Annotated in this window: 17 protein-coding genes and 1 pseudogene; 5 read left to right on the top strand and 13 right to left on the bottom strand. The window is 64.5% G+C overall.

The features are described 5' to 3' along the window. Positions 1–8: 8 nt before the first annotated feature. From bcsB to bcsD, 5 genes are all read right to left on the bottom strand, one after another. Positions 9–2549, bottom strand: coding sequence for a cellulose biosynthesis cyclic di-GMP-binding regulatory protein BcsB (gene bcsB / locus DVS29_RS00090; protein ID WP_118178399.1), 2541 nt, complete (start codon positions 2547–2549; stop codon positions 9–11). A gap of 26 nt (positions 2550–2575) precedes the next feature. Continuing rightward, on the bottom strand, positions 2576–4765 hold the full coding sequence (bcsA, locus tag DVS29_RS00085; RefSeq protein WP_118178398.1) for a UDP-forming cellulose synthase catalytic subunit: 2190 nt from the start codon (positions 4763–4765) through the stop codon (positions 2576–2578). Continuing rightward, positions 4762–5559, bottom strand: a complete 798-nt coding sequence (gene bcsQ, locus DVS29_RS00080) for a cellulose biosynthesis protein BcsQ (RefSeq protein WP_118178397.1) — start codon at positions 5557–5559, stop codon at positions 4762–4764. The genes bcsA and bcsQ overlap by 4 nt, the downstream gene beginning before the upstream one ends. Continuing rightward, positions 5556–6251, bottom strand: a complete 696-nt coding sequence (gene bcsP, locus DVS29_RS00075) for a cellulose biosynthesis protein BcsP (RefSeq protein ID WP_124800571.1) — start codon at positions 6249–6251, stop codon at positions 5556–5558. Before bcsP ends, bcsQ begins: the two co-directional genes overlap by 4 nt. A 77-nt stretch (positions 6252–6328) precedes the next feature. Then, the gene (gene bcsD, locus DVS29_RS00070) at positions 6329–6796 is read right to left on the bottom strand and encodes a cellulose biosynthesis protein BcsD (protein WP_118178395.1); all 468 of its coding nucleotides are present in this window, start codon (positions 6794–6796) and stop codon (positions 6329–6331) included. Between the two features lie 535 nt (positions 6797–7331). On the opposite strand from bcsD, the gene DVS29_RS00065 reads away from it, so the two are divergent. Then, positions 7332–7802: a DUF2844 domain-containing protein gene (locus tag DVS29_RS00065; RefSeq protein WP_118178394.1), complete on the top strand. Its 471-nt coding sequence runs from the start codon at positions 7332–7334 to the stop codon at positions 7800–7802. Between the two features lie 30 nt (positions 7803–7832). Here the strand turns inward: DVS29_RS00065 and DVS29_RS00060 are convergent, their stop codons facing one another. Beyond that, a complete protein-coding gene (locus DVS29_RS00060; protein ID WP_118178393.1) occupies positions 7833–8033 on the bottom strand; it encodes a hypothetical protein in 201 nt (66 codons plus the stop codon). Between the two features lie 295 nt (positions 8034–8328). On the opposite strand from DVS29_RS00060, the gene DVS29_RS00055 reads away from it, so the two are divergent. Further along, positions 8329–9723 carry a hypothetical protein gene (locus DVS29_RS00055; protein WP_118178392.1) on the top strand — a complete coding sequence of 465 codons (1395 nt, stop codon included), beginning with the start codon at positions 8329–8331 and terminating at the stop codon, positions 9721–9723. Positions 9724–9906: 183 nt separating this feature from the next. On the opposite strand, the gene DVS29_RS00050 is transcribed toward DVS29_RS00055, so the two are convergent. Then, positions 9907–11088 (bottom strand): flagellin, encoded by a 1182-nt coding sequence (locus DVS29_RS00050; protein WP_118178391.1) that lies wholly within the window; start codon positions 11086–11088, stop codon positions 9907–9909. A 558-nt stretch (positions 11089–11646) separates the two neighbouring features. On the opposite strand from DVS29_RS00050, the gene DVS29_RS00045 reads away from it, so the two are divergent. Further along, the gene (locus DVS29_RS00045; RefSeq protein ID WP_164707801.1) at positions 11647–13170 is read left to right on the top strand and encodes a methyl-accepting chemotaxis protein; all 1524 of its coding nucleotides are present in this window, start codon (positions 11647–11649) and stop codon (positions 13168–13170) included. A 92-nt stretch (positions 13171–13262) separates the two neighbouring features. Here the strand turns inward: DVS29_RS00045 and DVS29_RS00040 are convergent, their stop codons facing one another. The 6 genes from DVS29_RS00040 to DVS29_RS00015 form a co-directional block, all read right to left on the bottom strand. Beyond that, positions 13263–13970, bottom strand: coding sequence for a substrate-binding domain-containing protein (locus tag DVS29_RS00040; protein WP_118178389.1), 708 nt, complete (start codon positions 13968–13970; stop codon positions 13263–13265). Between the two features lie 43 nt (positions 13971–14013). Further along, the gene (gene ligK, locus DVS29_RS00035; protein WP_118178388.1) at positions 14014–14697 is read right to left on the bottom strand and encodes a 4-carboxy-4-hydroxy-2-oxoadipate aldolase/oxaloacetate decarboxylase; all 684 of its coding nucleotides are present in this window, start codon (positions 14695–14697) and stop codon (positions 14014–14016) included. Between the two features lie 2 nt (positions 14698–14699). Continuing rightward, positions 14700–15725, bottom strand: coding sequence for an amidohydrolase family protein (locus DVS29_RS00030; protein WP_118178387.1), 1026 nt, complete (start codon positions 15723–15725; stop codon positions 14700–14702). A gap of 96 nt (positions 15726–15821) precedes the next feature. Then, complete coding sequence (locus tag DVS29_RS00025; RefSeq protein ID WP_118178386.1) at positions 15822–17171, bottom strand: MFS transporter; 1350 nt, start codon at positions 17169–17171, stop codon at positions 15822–15824. Between the two features lie 143 nt (positions 17172–17314). Beyond that, the gene (locus tag DVS29_RS00020; protein WP_164707800.1) at positions 17315–18436 is read right to left on the bottom strand and encodes a porin; all 1122 of its coding nucleotides are present in this window, start codon (positions 18434–18436) and stop codon (positions 17315–17317) included. Between the two features lie 54 nt (positions 18437–18490). Beyond that, positions 18491–19036: a hypothetical protein gene (locus tag DVS29_RS00015; RefSeq protein ID WP_118178384.1), complete on the bottom strand. Its 546-nt coding sequence runs from the start codon at positions 19034–19036 to the stop codon at positions 18491–18493. 991 nt (positions 19037–20027) lie between these two features. Between DVS29_RS00015 and DVS29_RS00010 the strand changes: the two are divergent. Together DVS29_RS00010 and DVS29_RS00005 are read left to right on the top strand one after the other, a co-directional pair. Beyond that, positions 20028–21382, top strand: a pseudogene (locus DVS29_RS00010) (S10 family serine carboxypeptidase-like protein). 104 nt (positions 21383–21486) lie between these two features. Then, positions 21487–21891: a 2-oxoglutarate dehydrogenase gene (locus tag DVS29_RS00005; protein WP_118178383.1), complete on the top strand. Its 405-nt coding sequence runs from the start codon at positions 21487–21489 to the stop codon at positions 21889–21891. Positions 21892–21996: the final 105 nt, after the last annotated feature.

The raw sequence follows: 21996 nt of genomic DNA, 5'->3' as shown, positions 1-21996 counted from the left end.
CGGACATATCACTCCTTGAGCCGGCGCGCGGCGACGGCGCGCAGCGTCCGGTAGAACAGACCCGCGACGATCAGCGCGGAGAGCAGACCGCCGAACATCAGCAGCAGCGGATGCAACGACAGCGCCCAGCGCAGATAGTCGATGAGCGGCAGCGAGCCCACGTAATACGTGTTGCCGTTCGACGTGACGATCACGCTGCGGCCATGGATCACCGCCATGCCGCCCTGGATCTGCGGCAGCAGATCCGTGTCGAGCAGCGCCGCCGTGAGGTCCGCGTCGGACTGACCGGCGGCGCTGATCAGCGCGACCGCGCTGCGGCTTCTGGTCAGCGGCGATTCGAAGCCGGCCAGCAACGCGTCGCCGCTCGAACTCACGAGCGTCAGATCGGCGTGCACCGGCGAGCGCTCGGGGCCATGCTCGCCGTGCCACCAGTTTTCGAGCCTGAATGTGACGTCGGACAGTTGGAAGCTGCGCTCGTCGCCGTCGGCGGAAAACGGCATCGATGCGGCCCAGCGCTGCAGCAGCGGCTGGCGGCCGGGCGCGCCGAGAATCAGCAGGTCTTTGTCGGCGAAATGCGGTGCGTCGTCCGCGTAGCCGACCGTCACGCCTGTCGCCGGATAGCCGGTCGATGCGCCCATGCGGCCCATTTCGAGCAGATACAGACTGAAGTCGCCGGTGTTTGCGTCGTCGGGCAGGATTACTGCGGTCTGCGAAAGATCGGCCATCCGCGTGAACGGGAAGCCGCTGTTCGCGAATGCGGCGAGATCGGGCAGCGCCATGTAGTGCGGGAACGACGACAGATCGATCGTCGTGTTCGGATCGATCGTACCGGCCACATTCTGCAGCAGGCGTCCGTGGCATTCGCCGGTATCGGGAATGTCGTAGAAGAAGTGCAGCCGCAACTGCGCGCGCGACGACAGCAGCTGCTGCGGCACGTGAATCGTGCGGTGCGCCTCGGCGGTGTTGTCGGGCAGGATGCGCGTGAGATAGCGCGCGGGATTGAACGCAGACGGCGACACGGCCGGAATTGGCAGCGCCTGCACGAAGTTGTCGTTGAGGCTGATATTCAACGACGAACGATCAGCCTTTGGCCGCACGGTGTAGCGGTAGCGCAGATCGATCGGCGCACCTTGCGTGCGCCACATGAAGAGATCAGGCGGGAAGCGCAGGTTCACGCGCACTGCGTCGGCGTCGTAGCCGCTCACCGTGAGATCGCGTTCGTCCGCGAGTTCGCCGAAGCGCACCGGGCGATTCGACGGCAGCCAGTTCGGCGCATCGTATGGCGCGCGCGGACCGAGTTCGACGAGCCGCGTGATCGTCGCGGACTGGCCCGTTAGCGCGTTCTGACCGATACCCAGCGCTTTCGCGGCGGTTTTCAGTTCGTCGGTCGTGCGGCCCATCACGAGCAGCAGCTTGCCTTGCGCGGGCGCGGCGCGATCGAGCACTGCGAGCGTCGGGCCGTCGATCTCCGGAATCGGCACGCCCACCGGGCGCGAATCGGGCGTCGCGAACACCACCGCGTTGCCCGACAGCGGCGGCGCGTCGGCCTGCGCCGGAAACAGCGCGCCGCGATAGCCCGCAAGCGCGCCGAACCACGACGCGACGATGCCGGCCGCTTCGAGCGTGGCCGGATCGGGCTTGTGCGGCAGCACGAACGGCAGCTCGAGGCGCCGCACGTCGCGGCGATCGAAGAACGGTTGCGGCAGCGCGGCGAGATCGGGCTTCGTGCGGATGAACGCGTAGGTGAGCTCGATCGAACTCGCGTTGCTGACGGTGGCCCACAGCGTCGAGTTGGCGGGGTCCTCGCAGCGTGTCGTGTAGTGGCCGATCAGCTGCAGGTTCAGGTGATTGAACTCGGTGATGAAGCGCGGATCGATCGGCACGTCGCGCGCGACCAGCATGCCCGCCTGCTCGTGCGGCACCGGCAGCGTCGCGGCCACTTCGCCGTTCACGAGCAGCTTCAGCTGCGAGATGGCCGGCAGCAGCGCCGGCGAATAGCTGTAGATCAGATGCAGCACCGCGCCCGTCACCACCTCGTCGCTGCGCACCGAGAACGCGATGCCGTTCTGGCCTTCGGTGCCGCGCAACTGCAGCGGGTCGCGCGCGCCGAAGTCGGCGAAGGTCAGCGCCTGGCGGCGGCCGCCAGGCAGCAGCGTGCCCGGGTCTGCGGTGGTCGGCGTGCGCGCGCCCGTGGCCTTCACCGATGAAGCGGATGCGGGGGCCGCGGCGGCGAGCGGCGTCGGTGCGGTGGCCGAGGGATCGTACGGCGCGGCGGGGCCGGGCAGCGGCAATGTGTTGTCGTTTGCGGGCGCTTGCGCCGAAGGCGTGGCGTAGAGCGTCTCGTTGCTCGCCGTGCGTTGTGCCGCTGCGGGAGGCGCTGCTTTCGCGAACGCAGCGTTCAGCGGTACGAGCGCCATGAACGCGATCTGCAACGCGAGCCATGCGGTCAGCGCTCGGCCACGCGAGCTTCGCGCGGCAATCGCAGCCAAAATCGCGCGATGCGCGTAGCGGAGGGGGCGGCCATGCGCCGTCGCGATCGCTTGTCCCATGACTCGGTCTCAGGTCCTCGTGGTGATCAGTCGTTGCGCCGGCGGTAGCGGCGAAGGTCTTCGTAGAGATGCACGAACAGACCGCCGATGCCGCGCATGCCGACCAGTAGCACATGCGACAGCCCGCGCAGCGGCGTATCCGCCTGACGGCCTTCGGCCCAGCTGGTCCACGCATCGGCGCGCGCGAACGTGGTCTGGATGATGTCGTACTCTTCCTCGCGGCTCGCGGTCATGAAGCGCAAGCCCACACGTCCCGGCGTGCTGAATCCCACCGTCGCGGGGAACGTGAACTCTTCGTCGCCGCGAAACAGCGACACCGTTACGCGTTCGTGCGTGGGAATCTGCAGCTTGTCCGGCAACGCGACGCCGACGCCGCCTTCCGAGTAGTCGATCGTTTCGCACGCGAGCGTGCGGCCGGTGGAAAACTTCAGCATCACCGGGATCTTCATCGCGACGCGATGCACGTTGCGGATCTGCCGCCGCTCGCTCGCCGCAGCCACGCTCGCGCCGAGAATCAGCATGTTGTAGACGGTCCAGCCGAGATTGAGGATCGTGGTGTGCACCTCGCCCACCGCATGCCGGTGCAGCACGATGTGAGCGATACCCGCTACGAAGCCCAGCAGGTTTAGCAGCAGCAGGATCAGATACGGCCGCGAGATCGCCCAGTCGAAGTAATTGCGGTCGATCTGTCCGCCCTTCGCCGTCACGTTGAAGCGGCCGAGCTTCGGGTTGATCAGCGCGAGCAGCGTCGGCGGCGTGATGTACGACGCGAGCACCGATTCATAGACCTCTGCCCAGAACGAATGACGGAAGCGCCGCTGCATCCGCGAGTTGGTGACGCTCGCGTGCATCATGTGCGGCAGCGCGTAGATCGCGATCGTGCTCGCTGCCGCTTCGATCACGTGCGCGCCGAAGAACAGGAACGACAGCGGCGCCGTGAGGAACACGAGACGCGGCACGCCGTAGAAGAAGTGCATCATCCCGTTCACGTAGCACAGCCGCTGGCTCAGCTTGAGCCCCTTGCCCATCAGCGGGTTGTCGATGCGGAAGATCTGCGTCATGCCGCGCGCCCAGCGGATGCGCTGGTTCACGTGACCCGACAGGCTTTCGGTGGCGAGCCCCGCGGCCTGCGGCAGCGCCAGATACGCGGTCGTGTAGCCGCGCCGATGCAGCTTGAGCGCGGTGTGCGCGTCCTCGGTCACGGTTTCGATCGCCACGCCGCCGATCTCTTCGAGCGTCGAGCGGCGCAGGATCGCGCACGAGCCGCAGAAGAACGTCGCGTTCCACAGGTCGTTGCCGTCCTGCACGAGCCCGTAGAACAGCTCGCCTTCGTTCGGCACCTTGCGGAAGGTGCCGAGATTGCGCTCGAACGGATCGGCGGAGAAGAAATGGTGCGGCGTCTGCAGCATCGACAGCAGCGGGTCGCGCAGAAACCAGCCGAGGCAGATCTGCAGGAACGAGCGGGTCGGAATGTGATCGCAGTCGAACACGGCAACATACTCGCCGCTGGTGATCTTCAGCGCCTCGTTGATGTTGCCGGCCTTCGCGTGGCGGTTGTGCGCGCGAATCGTCCACTGCACGCCCACTTCCTCGCAGAACACCTTGAATTCGGGGCGGCGGCCGTCGTCGAGCACGTGAATGGCCAGTTTGTCGCGCGGGTAGTCGAGCGCGAGCGCCGCGTAGATGGTCGGCTTCACGACCGACAGCGGCTCGTTGTAGGTGGGGATGAACACGTCGACGGTGGGCCACGCATCGCGCGACGCGGGCATCGGCACAGGCTTGCGTTTGAGCGGCCACGCGGTCTGGAAGAAGCCGAGGAACAGCACGAGCGCCGAATAGACTTCGGCGGAAACCAGCAGCAGACCCCACGCGGCGTCGAGTGGATGCGACCAGTAGGTCGTCGCGGTGAGGCGCCAGTACATGTAGCGGCCCGTCGCGATCATCGACAGCACGATCATCACGAGCGTCGCGTAGCGGCCTTTCATGCGCCGGACCAGCAGCGCGCAGAGAAACGACGCGGTCGCGAACGTCAACTGCTCGCGAAAGCCGAGCGGCACCGTCATCACGAAGTAGAGCACCACGATCGCGAACAGCGTGACGAGCACGGTGAGCACGCGGCTGTTCCAGAGGCCCGCGTCGACGAAGCGTTCCAGGCGCGACGGTGTCTCGTCCTGCGATCGGGCAGAAGAGGGATCGGCGGTGCGCGGTGCGGTCATGCGTGGCTCCGTGACGCGGCCGCGGGGGTGTCGAACGCGTCGAGCCTGGACATGAGCCATGCGCCGCACGCGCGGAAATCGTTGGTGGCCTGGCTGAGCGGATCGTAGTGCAGCACGGTCGTGTCGCACGCGAGCGATTCGGGCACGCCCTGGTCGAGATGGATCACGCCGGGGAAGAGCCGTTCGCCGAGCATCGTGCGCAGCACTTTCAGCACGTCCTTCGCGAGCTGGCGCGACTGGTCGACCTGGTTGACGACGTAGCCGGTGCCGACGAAGCCGGCGCGCGGCGCGGCATACGCATCGATCATCCGCTCCATCAACGGAATGGCTGCGTACGACGCCGCATCCGCGAGCACGACGTTCAGCGCGAAGTGCGCGACCGACAGCGCGCCGCGTGCATACACCGACGAGCCGGGCGGCGTATCGACGATCACGATGTCGTCGCGGTCGAGCCCCAGCGTGGCGAGCGATGCGCCGAGCCAGCGCGGTTCGCGTTCAATCAGCCCTTCGAAGCGGCGGCTGTCGTCTTCGGTCAGCGCGCCGTATGGCAGCACCGTGACACTATCGATGCCGTCGAACATCGCGGCGCGCCACGATGTGCCGGCGAGCGTCGCGCGCGACAGTCCATCGATGCTGTCGAGGCGCGCGCCGAAATGGAGGCGCAGCGCGTTCTGTGGGTCGAGATCGACGACGACGACACGCCGGCCCATCTTCGCCAGCACCGAAGCGAGATTGGCTGCGAGGGTGGTTTTACCCACGCCGCCTTTCGCCGATACCACCGCGATCACTTTCATCGGCGTCGCGGGTCGTCGCGCCGCGGCGTGTCGTCGCTCGAACGCGCGTCGGATGCGGTGACGTTTGCGCGACGACCGACGCTCGCATCGCCGCGTAGCCGCGCGAACACCGACGCGAGCGGTGTCTCCGACGCGGACCCTGAGTTGTTATCGTCATCCAGCGATGGCGGTGTGAACAGCTTGCGCAGCATCGACGCCGGAGCGGGCGCGGGTGATGCTGCCGCGGCCGGCGCAGTGAGCACAGGAGGCACGGAAGGCGACAGCGGTGCTGCGATCGATTCGGTGCTGATCGCTGAGGGCACGACGTCTATCGATACCGGTTCCGCGGGCGATGCAGCGAATCGCGCACCGCCCAGTGCACCCGAAACGGGTTTGACCGGTTCCGGCGAAGGCGGACGCTGACTGAGCAGCGCGAACAGCGGTTGGCGGCTGCTGCGTGTGGCGGGTGGTGGTGTCGATGACGCCGACGACGCGCGCGTTTCGCCGGGACCGTCATGCGCTTGCGCGGCATGCCCCGGGCGGTGTGTTTCGCCGATCGCGGGAATGGACGGCTGCTCGAGATTCATCGAGACGAGCAGCGGCCAGCGCGAGCGCGCCGTGCGCGCATCGCTTTCCCGGCCAATCTCCTGGTAATCCGTCGCGTTACCGCCGAACTGCCGGTAGAGCCCTTCGATGTCACTCGAATTGCTCATGATGCCGCCGCCTTCAGTGTCATGGTGCTTCCCCAACCCCGTGCATCAGTGTGCGTTCGGCCTGTGGCGGCCGTCTCTTATCGATGTCGTTGCCCGAGCCGGTTGCCGACCCGAAAATCGATCACGCCGTCTTCGTCGAACGTGCTCGTCTGTTCGACGCGCAAGCCTTCGCCGCCGAGTTCCGCCAGCCACATCTCATAGACGCCTTCGAGAAAACCTGGCGTCCAGCTGAGCGCGTTCGCACCGAATGCCTTCAGCGGCGAGCAGAAATGAGCGATGCGCAGCGCGTCCGGCGCTTCGACGATCTCGACGTAGCCCCAGTCCGCTTCGAGCCAGCGCTGGTTGATCGCGCGCTCGAGATCGACGACCGACAGACAGACGGGCAACGGATGCGCACCCGCGAAGCGGCTGCCGACGCGATGCATCAGCTCGCGCAGTTCGGCGCCGCCGAGCTGGGTTTCGAACTCGGCCGCCAGCGCGGCCAGAACGCCTCGCCACTGAGGCGACAGGTGGCGATCCAGCAGGAAGTCGATAACGGGAGCCATGTGTTCTGCGACGAATCGGTCCGCGCGAATGCCACCGCGACGCGAGCTGTCGGAGACATCGGCTTCTATGTTTTCAGACGTGGGGGTTCGTACCGGCCATGGCCGGCGAAGCGAGTGTGCATCAAGACGACCCACGAACCGGCGGGAAGTAATGATCGGTCAGGGAATCCTGCAGCCAGCACGCCAGTCGGCCCGACATTAGCATGTCAGAAAAGGAAATAGCAATTCATATGTAATGCTTACGAAGAAAAAGCGGCATTTCTTTAATTTGGAGAAAGGTTAGCCTGAATCGCATTAGGTATTTCCTGACAGCGATGTCGGGAGTGGCGAATCGTGTCGTTCCCAACTATCCCGGCACGGCTTGTTCTGCACCATCCGAATGCATGGTGCCTGTCTCGTGTCCGTCAAATATCCTGACAGCGGGCGAACGGAACAAGGCGATGAAAGATTCGTTATGCTGAATTGATGCGGTGCTCATGTCACCATTCAACCGCTTTCAAAAACGAACGAAACAGACCGATAGCGGGGGAATCACATGCGGAAGCGCGCAATCTTTCTGATGGCGGGCCTGTGCGCGCTCGCCGCGGCAACACCTGCAAGCGCGGAACTGGGCGGCCCGCCGGCATTGCCGGCGAACGACGCGACCCGCGTAACGACCGTCTCGACCTTGTGGACAGCCGCGCGCGTCCCGTACACCGTCTATCAGACGACATTCGCCGATGGCATGATCGTCAAGGAGTACGCGGCGCAAGCTGGAAACGTGTTCGCCGTCGCATGGAACGGCACCGTTAACGCGCCTCTTGGCCTGCTGCTGGGCGCGTATCTGCCTTGCTATCAGCAGGCGATCAACGCGGCGATGGCGGGCGGCGAAAGCGTGACCGCGGGGCTGTACGTGCAGCAGAGCGGGCTCGCGATCTGGGTTGCGGATGCGCCGGGCCACATCACCGGCCGGGTCTATCTGCCGCAGGCGTTGCCCGGCGGCATGGACGCCGCGCTGATCAACTAGCGGAGTGCAAACCGCGGGGCGTTCCAGCGGTTACGTATAGATGTCGATGAGGCGGTCGCGATAGACGATCGCTTCCTCATGCGAGACGGCTTCGTGGATCAACTCGCCGTCATAGAACACGCGACACCCGTCGACGCTGAGCCTGGGCAGCGCGTCGAGAGACGGCCGGCAGCTTCGCAGCTGGTCGGTACAGCTCTGCGCTTCATTGCGTTCATCGAGTATGGAATCCATCAAGGCGATCTGCTCTCTCTTCGAATCATTCCGAATCGCGTTCTAGTGTAGTCAACGAAATCGCGCGTAGCTTATCCGGAAACAATAAGTAAGTGTAAAGCGGCCTTAAGCATGCGTTGGCATTAATAGGTTTCCTGATGAATTTCGTGGAAACCGAAAAATCGCACTGACGTGCTGAATCAAGCGGTTTTTTTAAATCTCAGGATTTCCTGACGTCGAATTCATCCTAAGGCGCGCGGGCTTTTGAGCGTGACCTGATGTGAGTGTGGGTTTTGACGTGATTGGATGACGTCCAATGAATGCGCGATTCTTTCCCGTCACCAGCGTTGCGCTCGATCCGGGCCCGCATCCGTTCGCCGCAACGGAGGCCGAATGCCGGATGAACGGCGACGACTGGGCCTGGCGTTTCCTGAGACTCAACCCGTTCTACCGGCACGATTGCGCGCTCGCAAAGAGCCGGCCGGCGTTGCTCGACGAACTGTGTGCAACCGGTCTGCCCGGATCGCAGGCCGCATTCGACGAGATCAAGGCGTTCGACGTTCGCTACTTTCGGCTCGGCTCCATGGTTGCCGGCAGCGCCGACGATTGGACCGAGGTCGCGCCATGCACGCTGGGCGCGTACCTCGCGGCTCATCCGCACATCGAGCCGACGGAGGTGTCGCTGCGGAATCTGGACTGCGCGCGTCTCTACGGCATTGCCGACTGGTTCGATCCCGCGGTGGAAGCGCTGCCTGCGCTGCCGGAAGGGCGGTCCTGGTTCTTCGGCACGAGCGCACCGATCGTCGAGATGGGCGATCGCTTTTCGATTGCGCCGTTTGCGCGCATGCAGCGCGCACCGTCGGGCCGCGAGGTCTGTGTTGGACACGAAGGCAGCGTGCGGCGAGAGGAACGGCCGCGCCGCGTCGGGCGCGTCGAGCGGATGAACGAGCGGGGCGAATGGATCGTCACGTCGGAAAACCTGATCGATCTGGATGTCACCAGACCGGGATTTGCACAGGTATCCGAAATGTTGTTCGCCGTGAGTCTGGACGGACATCTTCCGCCGCAGATTCGGGCCGTATCGGAAATCGCGCATGCGTACCGGCAGTTGCTGAATACGCAGGTCTCCGCGCGTCGATTACCACGCGCGCGCATCGACTACCGGCCGCTCGTTTTCCGTCCCGATCCAGCGGTGACGGAGCCGTTCGGCGAGATGCGGGCACGCCTCGCGAACCTCGCCGATGCACCGGCGTTGATCCGGCAGAACTGGTATCTCGTGCTGGTAGACGTCGCGCACGCGCTGCCGGCACAGTTCACCGCGATCGAAAAGCGCCTGCGCGAGTGCCAGCAGCGCGAGCGGCACGCCGCTGAACTGGCGAAGCTGGTGCGCAAGCCGTCTCGCCAGAAGCTGCCCGGCGACTTCTGGCTGAAGCGCGCGCTCTGCGCGCTGGAACTGCAACTCAACCTCGCGCCTTACTGTGAAGGCAAGCCGCTGGCGGAAGAACGGGTCGCACGCGCTGTCTATGACGCGACCGACCCGTTGCACCGGATCGTCTGGCGTGGCGAGATCTGGGGCGCTGCGCGGCCGTTTAACGGCCCCGATGCGGCGCTCCTGAACGACGCGTCGCGACTGGGCAGACGCCTGTCCGCGCGCGACTACGCGTTTCTGGTCGGCTCGTGTGCCGAAGAGATCGCACCCACCGCTCCGTAGTATCCGGTAAGGACTCGCCGGCGCGCGTCCGCACGCGTCGTCATATCGATCCGCGCAAACAGAAACGGAGAGTCGCCCTCGCGGGCGCTCTCCGTTGGAGAACACCATGCTTTCGCATGGGTCAAGCGGCTCCACCGGTCGGCTACTGCCTGGTCTGGTCCGTCCGGTAAAGCGTCCTGCCTGTTACTGCAGCAGCTTCAGCACTTGCTGCGGCAGCGAGTTCGCCTGCGCGAGCACCGAGATGCCGGCTTGCTGCAGCACCTGCGCCTTCGAGAGATTCGCCGTTTCCTGCGCGAAGTCCGCGTCCGTGATCTGCGACTTTGCGCTCGACAGGTTCGTCGCCGCGCTCTGCTGCGTGGTCACGACCGAAGCGAAGCGGTTCTGCGCCGCACCGAGCGTTGCCTGCAGGTTGTTCACCGTGGCGAGCGCCGAGTCGATCGATTCCATCGCGGCGTTCGCGCCATCCGTCGTGCTGATGTCGATGTTCGACACGAGCGGCGGTGCGTTGTCGGCTGCGATCTGGCTGAGTTCGTCGTCGACGGTCGCGAGACCTTCCGAGCCGAGGCCCGAGAAGTTGGCCTGCGCCGACAGCGTCGAGAACGCGGGCAGGGTCGCCGAGGTGGTGGCGCCGGCGGCCTGCGTGAACGAAGCCTGGCCGAACATGCCGTTGACCGCGGCCGAGCCGATCGTCTGGTCGTTCTGGTCCGTGAACGTGAAGCCGCCGTTGCCGTCCGCGATCACGTTGACCGACGTGATTTCCGACGTCGATGCCGAAGTGGCTGCGCCACCCGTCGAGCTGTCGATATCGAGGCCGGTGAGCGTGCCGAGCGTCGTGCCGGCAGACGGATGTCCGCCGCCGAGCGAAGCGGCCGACATGTTCGTGCCCAGGTCCAGGCTCATCGTCTGGCCGGTGTTCGCACCGATCTGGAAGTTGATGTTGCCCGCACTGCCGTTCAGGAGGTTCACGCCGTTATACGTCGTCTGCCCCGAGATGCGGTTCACTTCGTCGATCTGCTGCGTCACTTCCTGTTGCAGTGCCGCCTGGTCGCTCGATGAGAGCGTGCCGTTCGACGCTTCCACCGCCAGCGAGCGGATGGTCTGCAGCGACTGCGTGATCTGGCTCAGCGCGCTGCTCGCCGTCTGCACGATCGACGTGCCGTCGTTCGCGTTCGACACGCCTTGATTCAAGCCGCTGATCTGCGTTTGCAGGGTCGTCGAGATCGCGAGACCGGCTGCATCGTCCGCTGCGCTGTTGATGCGCTTGCCCGACGAGAGACGCGTGATGGCCTGCGAAAGCGCGTTGCCCGAACCGGTCAGGTTTTCCTGTGCCGTGAGCGAGCTGATATTACTGTTGATGCTGAGCATGTTGACCTCCAGATGGCGTGGGCCGTATGTCCATCGCCGGATGGTGGAGCACAGTGCGACGCACTCTGCCGTCCTGGAGGTGATAACGACAGGTGATCCGGCTCGTTTAGCGGGTCAATCCTTCCAGGTAATTTCTGTTGAGAATTACCGCGTCATGCCTGCGGAGCATGGCTGGGCAACCCGCGCCGCAGCACGCTGCGGATAACGGATCGCCGGCGAAATGGGCGTTCGCCGTGTGTGAGGATTGGAAATGTTTGCGGTTTCTCCGGCGCGCCCGTTCGACACGAAACCGTCGCTATGCGATTTCGCCGCGAATGCGTTGCGAAGTGTTTATCAGTCGATCGCGGGGCAGGATTGGCCCTTCATCCGCATGGCCTGTCAGCCGATAACGCCACCTATAAGGAACACGAAAGCGGCGTCGCATCGCCGCGAAGACATGGAGACAGGGACGGCGCGCATGACGGCGGCGGACTTCGTCCAACCACCTATCAGGGGAGCGCTGTAGTGCAGATCAATTCGCCAGTCACGCAGAACGAGGTCCCGTTTCCGGCGGGAAGCATGCTCGTTTCGACGACCGACACCCGAGGCATCATCACCTATTGCAACGACGCGTTCGTGCAGCTGAGCGGCTTTTCGCGCGAAGAACTGCTGGGGCAGCCGCACAACGTGATCCGGCATCCCGACATGCCGGCCGAAGCATTCCGCGACCTGTGGGATACGCTGAAAAAGAAGCAGCTCTGGGTCGGCGTGCTGAAAAACCGCTGCAAGAGCGGCGATCATTACTGGGTGCAGGCGAGCGTCACGCCGATCGTCGAAGGCAGCGAAGTGGTCGGCTACCGGTCGGTGCGGATGGAAGCGTCACGCGAGCAGATCCGTAATGCCGAAGCGCTCTACGCGATGCTGCGTGACGAACAGAAGCGAGGCCGCGCGGTGCACCGGCTCGAAGCGGGCGCAGTGGTGCGCGACGACCTGACGGGCGCGATCGATCGCCTCGTTCACCCGACGATGAAGCGGCAAACCTACATCCTGACGATCGGTCTCGCGATGCTCGGCATGGTGGTGGGCGGCGCGCTGGACGGTGGCCTCGCCGGCGTCACGTGGCTGCGATTCGCGCTCGGTATCGCGGCGTGTATCGGGCTTGGCGTGGTGGCCGAATACCGGATGCGCTTCATGTTCATCTATCCGCTGCGGCGTCTGCTCGCATTCGTGAGCCGTATGGCGATGGGCGATCTGACGCAGACGCTCAGGAACAGCTGGAAGCCGACCGGTGTGGTCGGCAAGCTGGAACTGACCGTCAACCAGGTGGGCCTGAACACGCGCGCGATCGTCGGCGATGCGCGCGACCAGATGTCGAAAATGAAAGCGGCGACGCAGATCGTGAACGAAGGCAGCCAGAACCTGTCCGCGCGCACGGAATCGCAGGCGGCGAGCCTCGAGCAGTCCGCGGCTTCGATGGAGCAGATCAGCAACAGCGTGCAGCAGACGTCCGACGCCGCGCGCAAGGCGACCGCGCAGGCCGTCGAAGCATCGCAGATCACCGAAGACAGCGGCAACGCGGTGCAGGCGATGACGCGCACGATGCAGACGATCATGGAGTCGTCGCGTCGCATCGGCGAGATCACGCAGGTGATCGACGGCATCTCGTTTCAGACCAACATCCTCGCATTGAACGCCGCGGTGGAAGCGGCGCGGGCGGGCGAGCACGGACGCGGCTTCGCGGTGGTGGCAGGCGAGGTGCGCAGTCTCGCCGGGCGCGCGGCAGTCGCGGCGAAGGAGATCGCGGCACTGATCGTCGATTCCACGCAGAAGGTCGAAGCAGGCAGCAAGCTGACCGAAGCGGCGCGCGACAAGATGCAGCAGGCGGTGCACGCGGCGCGCGGCGTGAGTACGCTGATCGGCGAGATCAACGTGGCTGCCGCCGAGCAAAGCGCGGGCGTCGTGCAGATCCGGCAGGCGCTCGGTCACATCGAGTCGCTGACGCAGCAGAACACGTCGCTCGTCAACCACCTGGCGGCTTCCGCCGATTCGCTCGGCGAACGCGCGCAGGCGGTGACCGAGACCGTCGGCATGTTCAGGATCTAACGCGGGGAGTGAGCTCGCCGGTGTGACTGCCGGCGAGCGATGCTTCGGACAGGACCAGACAAAGCGGCAACGTTGAGTTGCCGCTTTGCGTTTCAGGCGGGCTCCATGCCGTGACGGAGCTTCACGGCCGCGGTATCGGTCGACGCGAGAAAAGCGAGGAACGCGCGCGCGGCGTCGGCATGCTGTGACGTGTGCGTGAGTGCCGCGGAAAACACGGTGAGCAGCTGGATGCCGTCAGGCAATGGACCGACGATGTCGATGCCCGGCATGTTCACGAGTTCGCTCAGCTGCTGGAAACCGAGTTCCACTTCGCCACGCGCGATCAGCGTGGCGACCGGCACGCCGGGCTGCGCCTGCACGATGCGTGGCGCGATCGTTCCGGCGATGCCCCAGCGCTCGAACAGACGCGTCAGATGCGCGCCGCTCGGGCCCGTGGAATAACCGATGCTGCGTGCGGCCAGCACCGCATCGCGCACGCCGTTTTCGCTCGTCGCGTCCGGCCGGGGAGTGCCCGCCTTGATCGCGATCGCGACACCGGAGCGCGCGACGTCGACACGTGTCGACGCGTCGAGATGACCGGCGGCCGCGAGCTTGTCGATCGCATCCGACGCGAGCGCGACGAAGTCGAACGGTTCGCCGTGACTCACGCGCCGCGCGGCGTCGACGCCGCCTACCGATTCGATCGCAACCGGTTGACCCGATTGCGCCTGGAAGTTGCCGGTCAGTTCCGTGAGGACGTGCCGGGTGGCCATCGACGAGATGCCACGGATCGTTGCTGCGTTGTGACGATGCGGTTCCATGCTGTGCTTGAAGTAGTGCGGTCGGGCGGTGGTGCGATCGCGTTCAGTCGATGTAGCGGAGACCCGCGTTCGCGAGCGGCTCGCGCATGCTGTACATGTCGAGACCGAGTACGCCGGAGGCAAGCTTCGCGCGCTTGCCGGCTTCGTTCGCTTCGCGCGCGGCGGCGCTTTCGAGCGTTTTTTGCGCACGCGCGGCGGGCACGACCACCACGCCGTCGTCGTCGGCCACGACGATGTCGCCGGGCGTCACGAGTGCGCCTGCGCAGACCACCGGCACGTTGACCGAGCCAAGCGTCGCCTTGACGGTGCCCTTCGCCGAAATCGCCTTGCTCCACACCGGGAAGCCCATTTCAGTGAGCACGCGCACGTCGCGCACGCCGGCGTCGATGATCAGCCCTTGCGCGCCACGCGCCTTGAAGCTGGTGGCGAGCAGATCGCCGAAGTAGCCGTCGGTGCAGTCGGCGGTGACGGCGGCGACCACGAGGTCGCCGGGGCGAATCTGTTCCGCGGCGACGTGCAGCATCCAGTTGTCGCCGGGTTGCAGCAACACGGTGACGGCGGTGCCGGCGGCCTGCGCGCCGGTGTAGATCGGCCGCACGTAGGGCTTCATCAGGCCGGTGCGTCCCATGGCTTCGTGCACGGTGGCCGCGCCGAATGCGCCGAGCTTTGCCGCGATTTCGCCATCGGCCCGCTGGATGGTGCGATAAACGACTCCGAGTTCATACATGATCAACGTCCTTGTGCTTGCAGTGCTGCATCGAGGCGCGGGTACACGCGCCGTGCGTTGCCTTCGTAAATCCGGTAGCGCGCTTCGGGTTCGATCTGCGCGGCTTCGACGTAGCGTTTCGTGTCGTCGAAGTAGTGGCCCGTCTGCGGATCGATGCCGCGCACCGCGCCGATCATTTCGCTCGCGAACAGGATGTTGTCGAGCGGAATCACGCGCGTGAGCAGGTCGATGCCGGGCTGGTGATACACGCAGGTGTCGAAGAAGATGTTCTTCAGCAGATGCTCTTCGAGCAGCGGGCGCTTCAGCTCCTGCGCGAGACCGCGGAAGCGTCCCCAGTGGTACGGCACCGCGCCGCCGCCGTGCGGAATCACGAAGCGCAGCGTCGGGAAATCGCGGAACAGATCGGACGTGAGGCACTGCATGAACGCCGTGGTGTCAGCGTTCAGATAGTGCGCGCCCGTGGTGTGGAAGCACGCGTTGCAGCTGGTGCTCACGTGAATCATGGCCGGAATGTCGTATTCGACCATCTTCTCGTAGATCGGATACCAGGAGCGGTCGGACAGCGGCGGGCTCGTCCAGTGGCCGCCCGACGGATCCGGATTCAGGTTGATCGCGACGTTGCCGTATTGCTCGACGCATTTGACGAGCTCCGGAATGCACGTCGCGATATCGACGCCCGGGCTTTGCGGCAGCATCGCGGCCGGCACGAAATGCTCGGGGAACAGCTGGCTCACGCGATGACAGAGTTCGTTGCAGATCGCGGCCCATGTGCTGGACACGTCGAAGTTGCCGATATGGTGCGCCATGAAGCTCGCGCGCGGACTGAAGACCGTGAGGTCGAGACCGCGCTCGCGCATCAGGCGCAGCTGGTTGGTTTCGATGGATTCGCGCAGTTCGTCGTCGCTGATGTGCAGCTCCGACGCTTTGGGCATTTCGGATGGGTTCTTGATGCCGGCGATCTGGCGGTTGCGCCAGGCTTCCAGCGCTTTAGGCGCGGTCGTGTAGTGACCGTGGATGTCGATGATCATGCTTGCTCCCGGGGAATCGTCATCATGCCGGCAGGCGCCGGCCAGGCCGCCCGTATCGCGATCGAACCTCGACCGCGATATGGGCTGCGCGTTCCCTCAATGTGCCGTGCTCGGCGTTGCGTTTGCGACTGCAGTGCTCGTGCGTTGCGCGAGCAGGATTGCGATTGCGGCGAGGGTGGCGGGAATGGCCAGCATCGCGAGGATCGAGCCGAAGGTCCAGCCGAGGCCGAGCAGCGCGCCGCCGATGGCCGAACCGAAGATGCTGCCGAAGCGGCCCATGCCGAGCATCCAGCTTACGCCCGTGGCGCGCGCCACCGTCGGATAGCGTCCCGGTGCGAACGCGTTGAGGCCCGTTTGCGCACCGCTCATGCAGAAGCCCGCGAGGAACACGAGCAGCGCGAGCGACGACGACAGCGCGCCGACGGAACCGAGCACGATCACGCACAGGCCGCCGCCGATATACGCGGCGCTGATCACCGGCGCGGGGCGCGCCTTGTCCATCAGCCAGCCTACCACGACGGCGCCGATCGTTCCGCCGATCTGGAACATCGCCGTGACGTTCGCGGCCACCGTGACGGTCAGGCCCGCGTCCTTGATCAGCGTGGGCAGCCAGCCGGTCAGCAGATAGATCACGAGCAGACCCATGAAGTAGGTGACCCAGAGCAGCACCGTCATGAAGCCGTAGCCGTGCGAGAACAGGATGCCGATCGGCTTGCGCGTCGGCAGTTGCGGCTCGGTGGACACGAAGCGTTCGTCGCCGGTGAAGTTCGCGTCGCACACGCGGTTGAGCACCTTCGCGATGCGCTGCGAGGGTTCGCCGCGCACGGCGAAGAGCCGCGCGGATTCGGGCAGCAGCCACAGATACAGCGGAATCAGCACGAGCGGCATCGTGCCGCCGAACAGCAGCACCGAACGCCAGCCGAACTGCGGAATCAACCAGCCCGCGACAAAACCGATCAACGCCGAGCCCAGATTGAAGCCGGTGAACATGATCGTGATCAGTAAGGCGCGCTTGCGTTGCGGCGAGTATTCGGACAGTAGCGTCGTGCTGTTCGGCATCGCGGCGCCGAGACCGATGCCGGTCAGGAGGCGCAGCAACGCCATCGATTGCGGCGTGTTCGTGAAGGCCGTCGCGATCGTGAAGACGCCGAACACGAACACGGAGGCGATCAGCACCGCCTTGCGGCCGAACCGGTCGGACGACGGACCCGCGAGCAGTGCGCCGATCACGAGACCCACCGGAGCGGAACTCATGACGAGGCCGAACGCGGGGCGCGAGATGCTCCATTCATGCAGGATGGGCGGTGCGACGAAGCCCATGATCGCGACGTCCATACCGTCCGCCGTGACGATCAGAAAGCACAGCGCGACCAGCAACCACTGGTACGCGGAGATCTTCCTTTCGTCGATAAACGTCTTGATGTCTACTGTTTGTCCAGATGTCATTCGCTATCTCCTTGCACTTCGTACAACCTGTTATGTGGCCACGCCGCTCGCATCCTCGGGGAGGCGGATCGTGCTCCAGAACTGCAAACGCAACGCGGCCCGTCCATGCTGCGGCGGGCGGCGTTGCGGTCCATGTGGCGACGTCAGAACAGATGCCGGAATCCGATCTGCGCGCCAAACTCGCTTTGTCCCGCGCCGGGCGTCAGATACGTGCCGGACGTGATGCTCGCGCCGACCAGCTTGAACGCCGCGCCGTGGTAATTCTTCAGATCCGCGACCGTCGCGTAGATGCGCGTGGCCTTCGACAGGTCGTAGTTCACGATCGCGCCGAATTCACCCGCGTCGTTGCCGAGCGCCGAGCTGTCCTTCGTGTAGGCATAACCCGCGCCGACGCTCAGGAACGGGTTGAAGCGGAAGTCCGCCGACAGCGAGAACGTGCTGTGCCAGTTGCCGGCCGTGTTGCCGACGACGCCGACGCTCGGGTCGTACTTGCCGGCAGGGTTGCTCAATGCGTTGCCGGTGGTGGACGAGATCACGTCGTTGGCCCTGAAGTAGCCGAAGTAAACCTTGCCGAGACCGTAGTCGACGTTGGCGCCGGCCATGACTTCCTGCACGCGGTTCGTTGCCGTCGCGTTCGCGGCGTTCAGGTACGCGAACGCCATGTACACCGGGCCCTGCTTGCTCTGCACCGCGGCCTGGTACACCGCATTGCCCGCGAGCGTGCCCGCCTTCCCGCCGACGGAGTAGTGCAGCTCGGCCTGCGTGCCCGCGAACTTCGGCGACTGGTAGCTGATGTCGTTGTCGACCCGCGCCTGCCAGTTCGCGAAGCCGTTGTAGCCGGATGCGTAGGTCGCCGCACTGAACGCGTCGAGATTGCCGCTCCACGCGAACATCGGCGTGTTCTGCCGCCCGAAGCGCAATTCGCCGTACGGGCCGCTGACACCCACCCAGGCCTGGCGATCGAAGAAGCGATAGGAGTTCTGCACGCTGCCCGTACCCGGATCGAAACCGTTCTCCAGCTGAAAGTTCGCGTGGTAACCGCCACCCAGGTCTTCCGTGCCGCGAAGGCCCCAGCGGCTCGTCATTTCGCCGTTGTTGCCGAGCGTGACGAGCGACGTGTTCTTGCCGCTGACCTTGGCATTCTGATAGCCGCCGAACATGTCGAGCACGCCGTACAGCGTGACGGACGACTGCGCGTGCGCCGCGGTCGAAAGGCCCGCGCCAAGTACGGATGCTGTTAGTAATCCTATAGTTCGCTTCTTCACCACGGTCCCCTTGGTCTGATCGGCTGATTTATTGAATGATGCGAATCGTATGGCTCAACGCTGCGGGTTCGACGCGAGCAGACGCTTGATGGTCAGCGCGAGCGGAACGGTAAAGCAGAAGTGCGACATGAAACCGCCGATGATCACGGCCGGATCGTAGTAGTTCGGGTGATTGTCCCCTGCGATCGAAATGGCCACGTGCATCACGATCCACGCGAAGATCGCGTAGAACAGCGCGACGAACGTGGCTTCGTAGCCGCGGCGACGGAAGTACGGCCAGATCGCGGCGAAGAGAATGCCCCACGCGGACGCGAAGAAGAAGTGAATAACCGTGCCGAGCACGTATGCCCAGATGCCGATCGCTTCCTGAAACGCTTTGCCGAACACGAGACCCGTCGCGTTGCGCGGAATGCCGGCCAGCGGCATCAGATGTTGCGCGCCGACCCAGATCAGCGCCTCGTAGATCCAGATGATGACCGCACCGGTCAGGCCGCCGATGATGCCGGCGCGAATGATGGCGCGCGTGCCGGGCTTGTCGGCCGCGCCCGCTACCTGTCCGTGATCGATTTCGTGTCCCCTGGCAGTCGCATTCCCACCCATGTCCGTCTCCTCATATAAGAATCTGTTCAACCGGCTTCGGTTGACTCGAACGATACGCAGGGCATGCGTAAATTGAAATGGGCGGGTTAACCAGAGAATAAGAGGGGCGGGCGTGCGGAAAATGCCTGGGCGGTGGTGGTCCCGTGTCGGGCGATATCGCGGCGCGGCCCGTCTGGCAAGGCGCGACGAGCGTCGGGTGGGCTACGCGTGCGCGACCGACCGCTCGCGCCGGCGCATTCGCTGATAACTTTATTCGATAGCCGATTAAGAACTTTGCAATGCGGGGAAGCCACAGCTGGGGAATCGTGCGACGCGGGTGGCAGCAAAGGTGGAGGAAATGAGTGGGCGACGCAGGCCGTTCCTGGAGCGGAACAGAAAATCCGGTTCGAAGTACAGGCAGAAAATCTGCTGGATGTTAACCGGATATTGATTCGGATAACGTATCGATATTCAAGACCTCACGATCATGCGGTCGGTGTCGAGATATCGATCCGAATGACTTCGACTGCGGGGATGTTCATCACGAAGTTTTGGTGCGGCGCACACGAAGCTGGCACGCGAAGCGATGTGCAGGCACGCGAACGTGTTTTCGGGCACTTGCCGACATGCGCCGAACCAGCCGGCATACCGCTGCCATGGTGCGTTTCGGGCACGTCGATCCAACGGGCATCGCTACGAATTCTGTGGCTTGACAAAGCCTGGGGGGAATCCTATTTTTCCTCTGCCGCCACGCATTACCAAATCTTTCCTCGGCGGCGATCGAATGACAACCGTACAACTTACCGGCGCTCATCATGCGGTGGTATTTAGTACTGTTTATCAAAAACGATCAGGCAGAACAGCTTGAGTCAGGCTGCTGCAAGAGAACCAGTCAAACGTCGAATGTCAGCCGCTGTGTGCCGACGAGTTCCGCACGTGCTGTCTGATTTCCCCGTGCCCTCGGCGAACGCGGCCCTCGTGTTGCGGTATCTCACCAATCACAGGGACTGAAATGAAACCAGACCGTAGTTCATGCGGTATCCGCCGGCAGCGTCGCGGCAGGCTGGCCGGACCGTGCGCGTTGATCGCCGGCATGCTGGTGGTCGCCGGATGCGGCGGCGGCGATGGCGGTTCCGCGTCCACGGCAACCAGCGCGATGAGTCAGGCGAACGTAAGCAGGCAGGCCAACGCGCAGCCGCAGACGGCCAACCAGCCGTACGTCGACCTCGTCGCCTATTCGCCGAACGCCACCGATGGCCTCGCGGCATCGCAGGTCAACGAGAATGCCGCGGTGATGCACTACCAGTGGACATCGGGCAGAACGACAGTCAACTACACCACGACTACGGGACACCTCACGGCACAGGATGCGAGCGGCAATCCTGAGGCCACAATGTCGTACGTCGCCTACACGGCGCCGAGCACGAACGGTCAGCCGCGGCCGGTGACGTTCATCTACAACGGCGGCCCGGGTTCGTCGTCGATCTGGCTGCGGCTCGGTTCGTTTGCGCCGACGCGTGTCGCGACGCCCGACCCGCTGCTCACGAACTGGCCGAACTACCCGATCGTCAATAACGACCAGAGCCTGATCGACACCACGGATCTCGTCTATATCGATCCGCCCGGCACCGGCCTTTCGGAAGCGATCCTGCCGAACACGAACCAGACGTTCTGGGGCTGCGATCCGGACGTCAACGTGATGCGCGACTTCGTCGAGCGTTATCTGACGGTCAACAATCGCAGCAGCTCGCCGATCTACCTGTACGGCGAATCGTACGGCACGCCGCGCACCGACATGCTCGCGCTCGCGCTGGAATCCGCCGGCGTGCACTTGACCGGCATCGTGCTGCAGTCGTCGATCCTGAACTACTTCGCCGACGCGATCGAGGCCACGGCGATCACCGATTCGACCGCTGGGTTTGCAGCTCGATACGGATACGCTGGCGGGCTACTTCCCGGGCTACGCCGAGGTCATCGAGGTGTGGAATTTCACGCACGACGGTCAGCCGCTGCCGGATACGTTGCCTGACCTGGTCGGCGCGCTCACGCTCAATCCGCAACTGAAGGGTGCTGTCGGAAAACGGCTTCCACGATCTTGCCACGCCGTTCTTCAACACCGAAAAACAGCTTGCGCGGCTGCAAACGGTGCCCGGCCTGAATCCGAACCTGCAGGTGAACTTCTTCCAGGGCGGCCACATGATCTATCTGGACGATGTGGCGCGGCCGCAGATGAAGGCCGATCTGGTCGACTACTACGCTGGCCAGCCGGTGCCGTTCGCGCTGTCGCTGTGGACGTTGCCGCCGCCGTGGCGGGATGAAAGCCCCGCGGGCACGCCGACCTCCACGCAGGTCGCGGCGACGCAGTAAGCTCGAGAGAAACCGGGCTTCGTCTGGTGTCGTATCGAACCGACGGGCCCGACGGGTCCCCGTGAAGCGGGGGCCACCTGCTCAACTCATTATGGCGAGTGATCATGTCTCCAATCGATATGCTGCGGCGCATCGTCCTGCCGCTGTTCGTTCTCAGTGCGATCGGCTCGATCGGTGCCGCGCATGCCGCGACGACCCAGTCGGTCGCGCCCGTCACGCTGCCGAAGGGCGGCCACGGCGTGGATGGCCCGTTCTTCCCGAGCAACCGGCCCGCGCCTGAAACACCGTCCACCGGCACGCAGCTTCAGCAGCAGGCGCAACAACGGATCGAAGCGCGCATGGGCGGCAATTCCGTGCTGAGCAATGGTGCGACGATTACGAAGGCGCAGGCGCAGACCAATGGCCTTGGCTTCATCGCGAAGCACTTCGACCAGATCGACAGCGCGCATACCGGGCGCGTGTCGATGAGCGACGTGCGGCAGTATCTGCAACAGCAGCAGCGCCAATGACACGCCGCGGCTAGTCCGTTGAACCAATGAAATTGCACTGATCTAAAGGTGCATGGGAAAAATGAATCTGAGTGAAGCCGAGCGCGAAGAATTGTTGTCGATGCA

This window comes from Paraburkholderia phosphatilytica (genome assembly GCF_003443895.1).
In the GTDB taxonomy this organism is placed as follows: domain Bacteria; phylum Pseudomonadota; class Gammaproteobacteria; order Burkholderiales; family Burkholderiaceae; genus Paraburkholderia; species Paraburkholderia phosphatilytica.
This window is presented reverse-complemented; position numbering and strand designations above follow the sequence as displayed.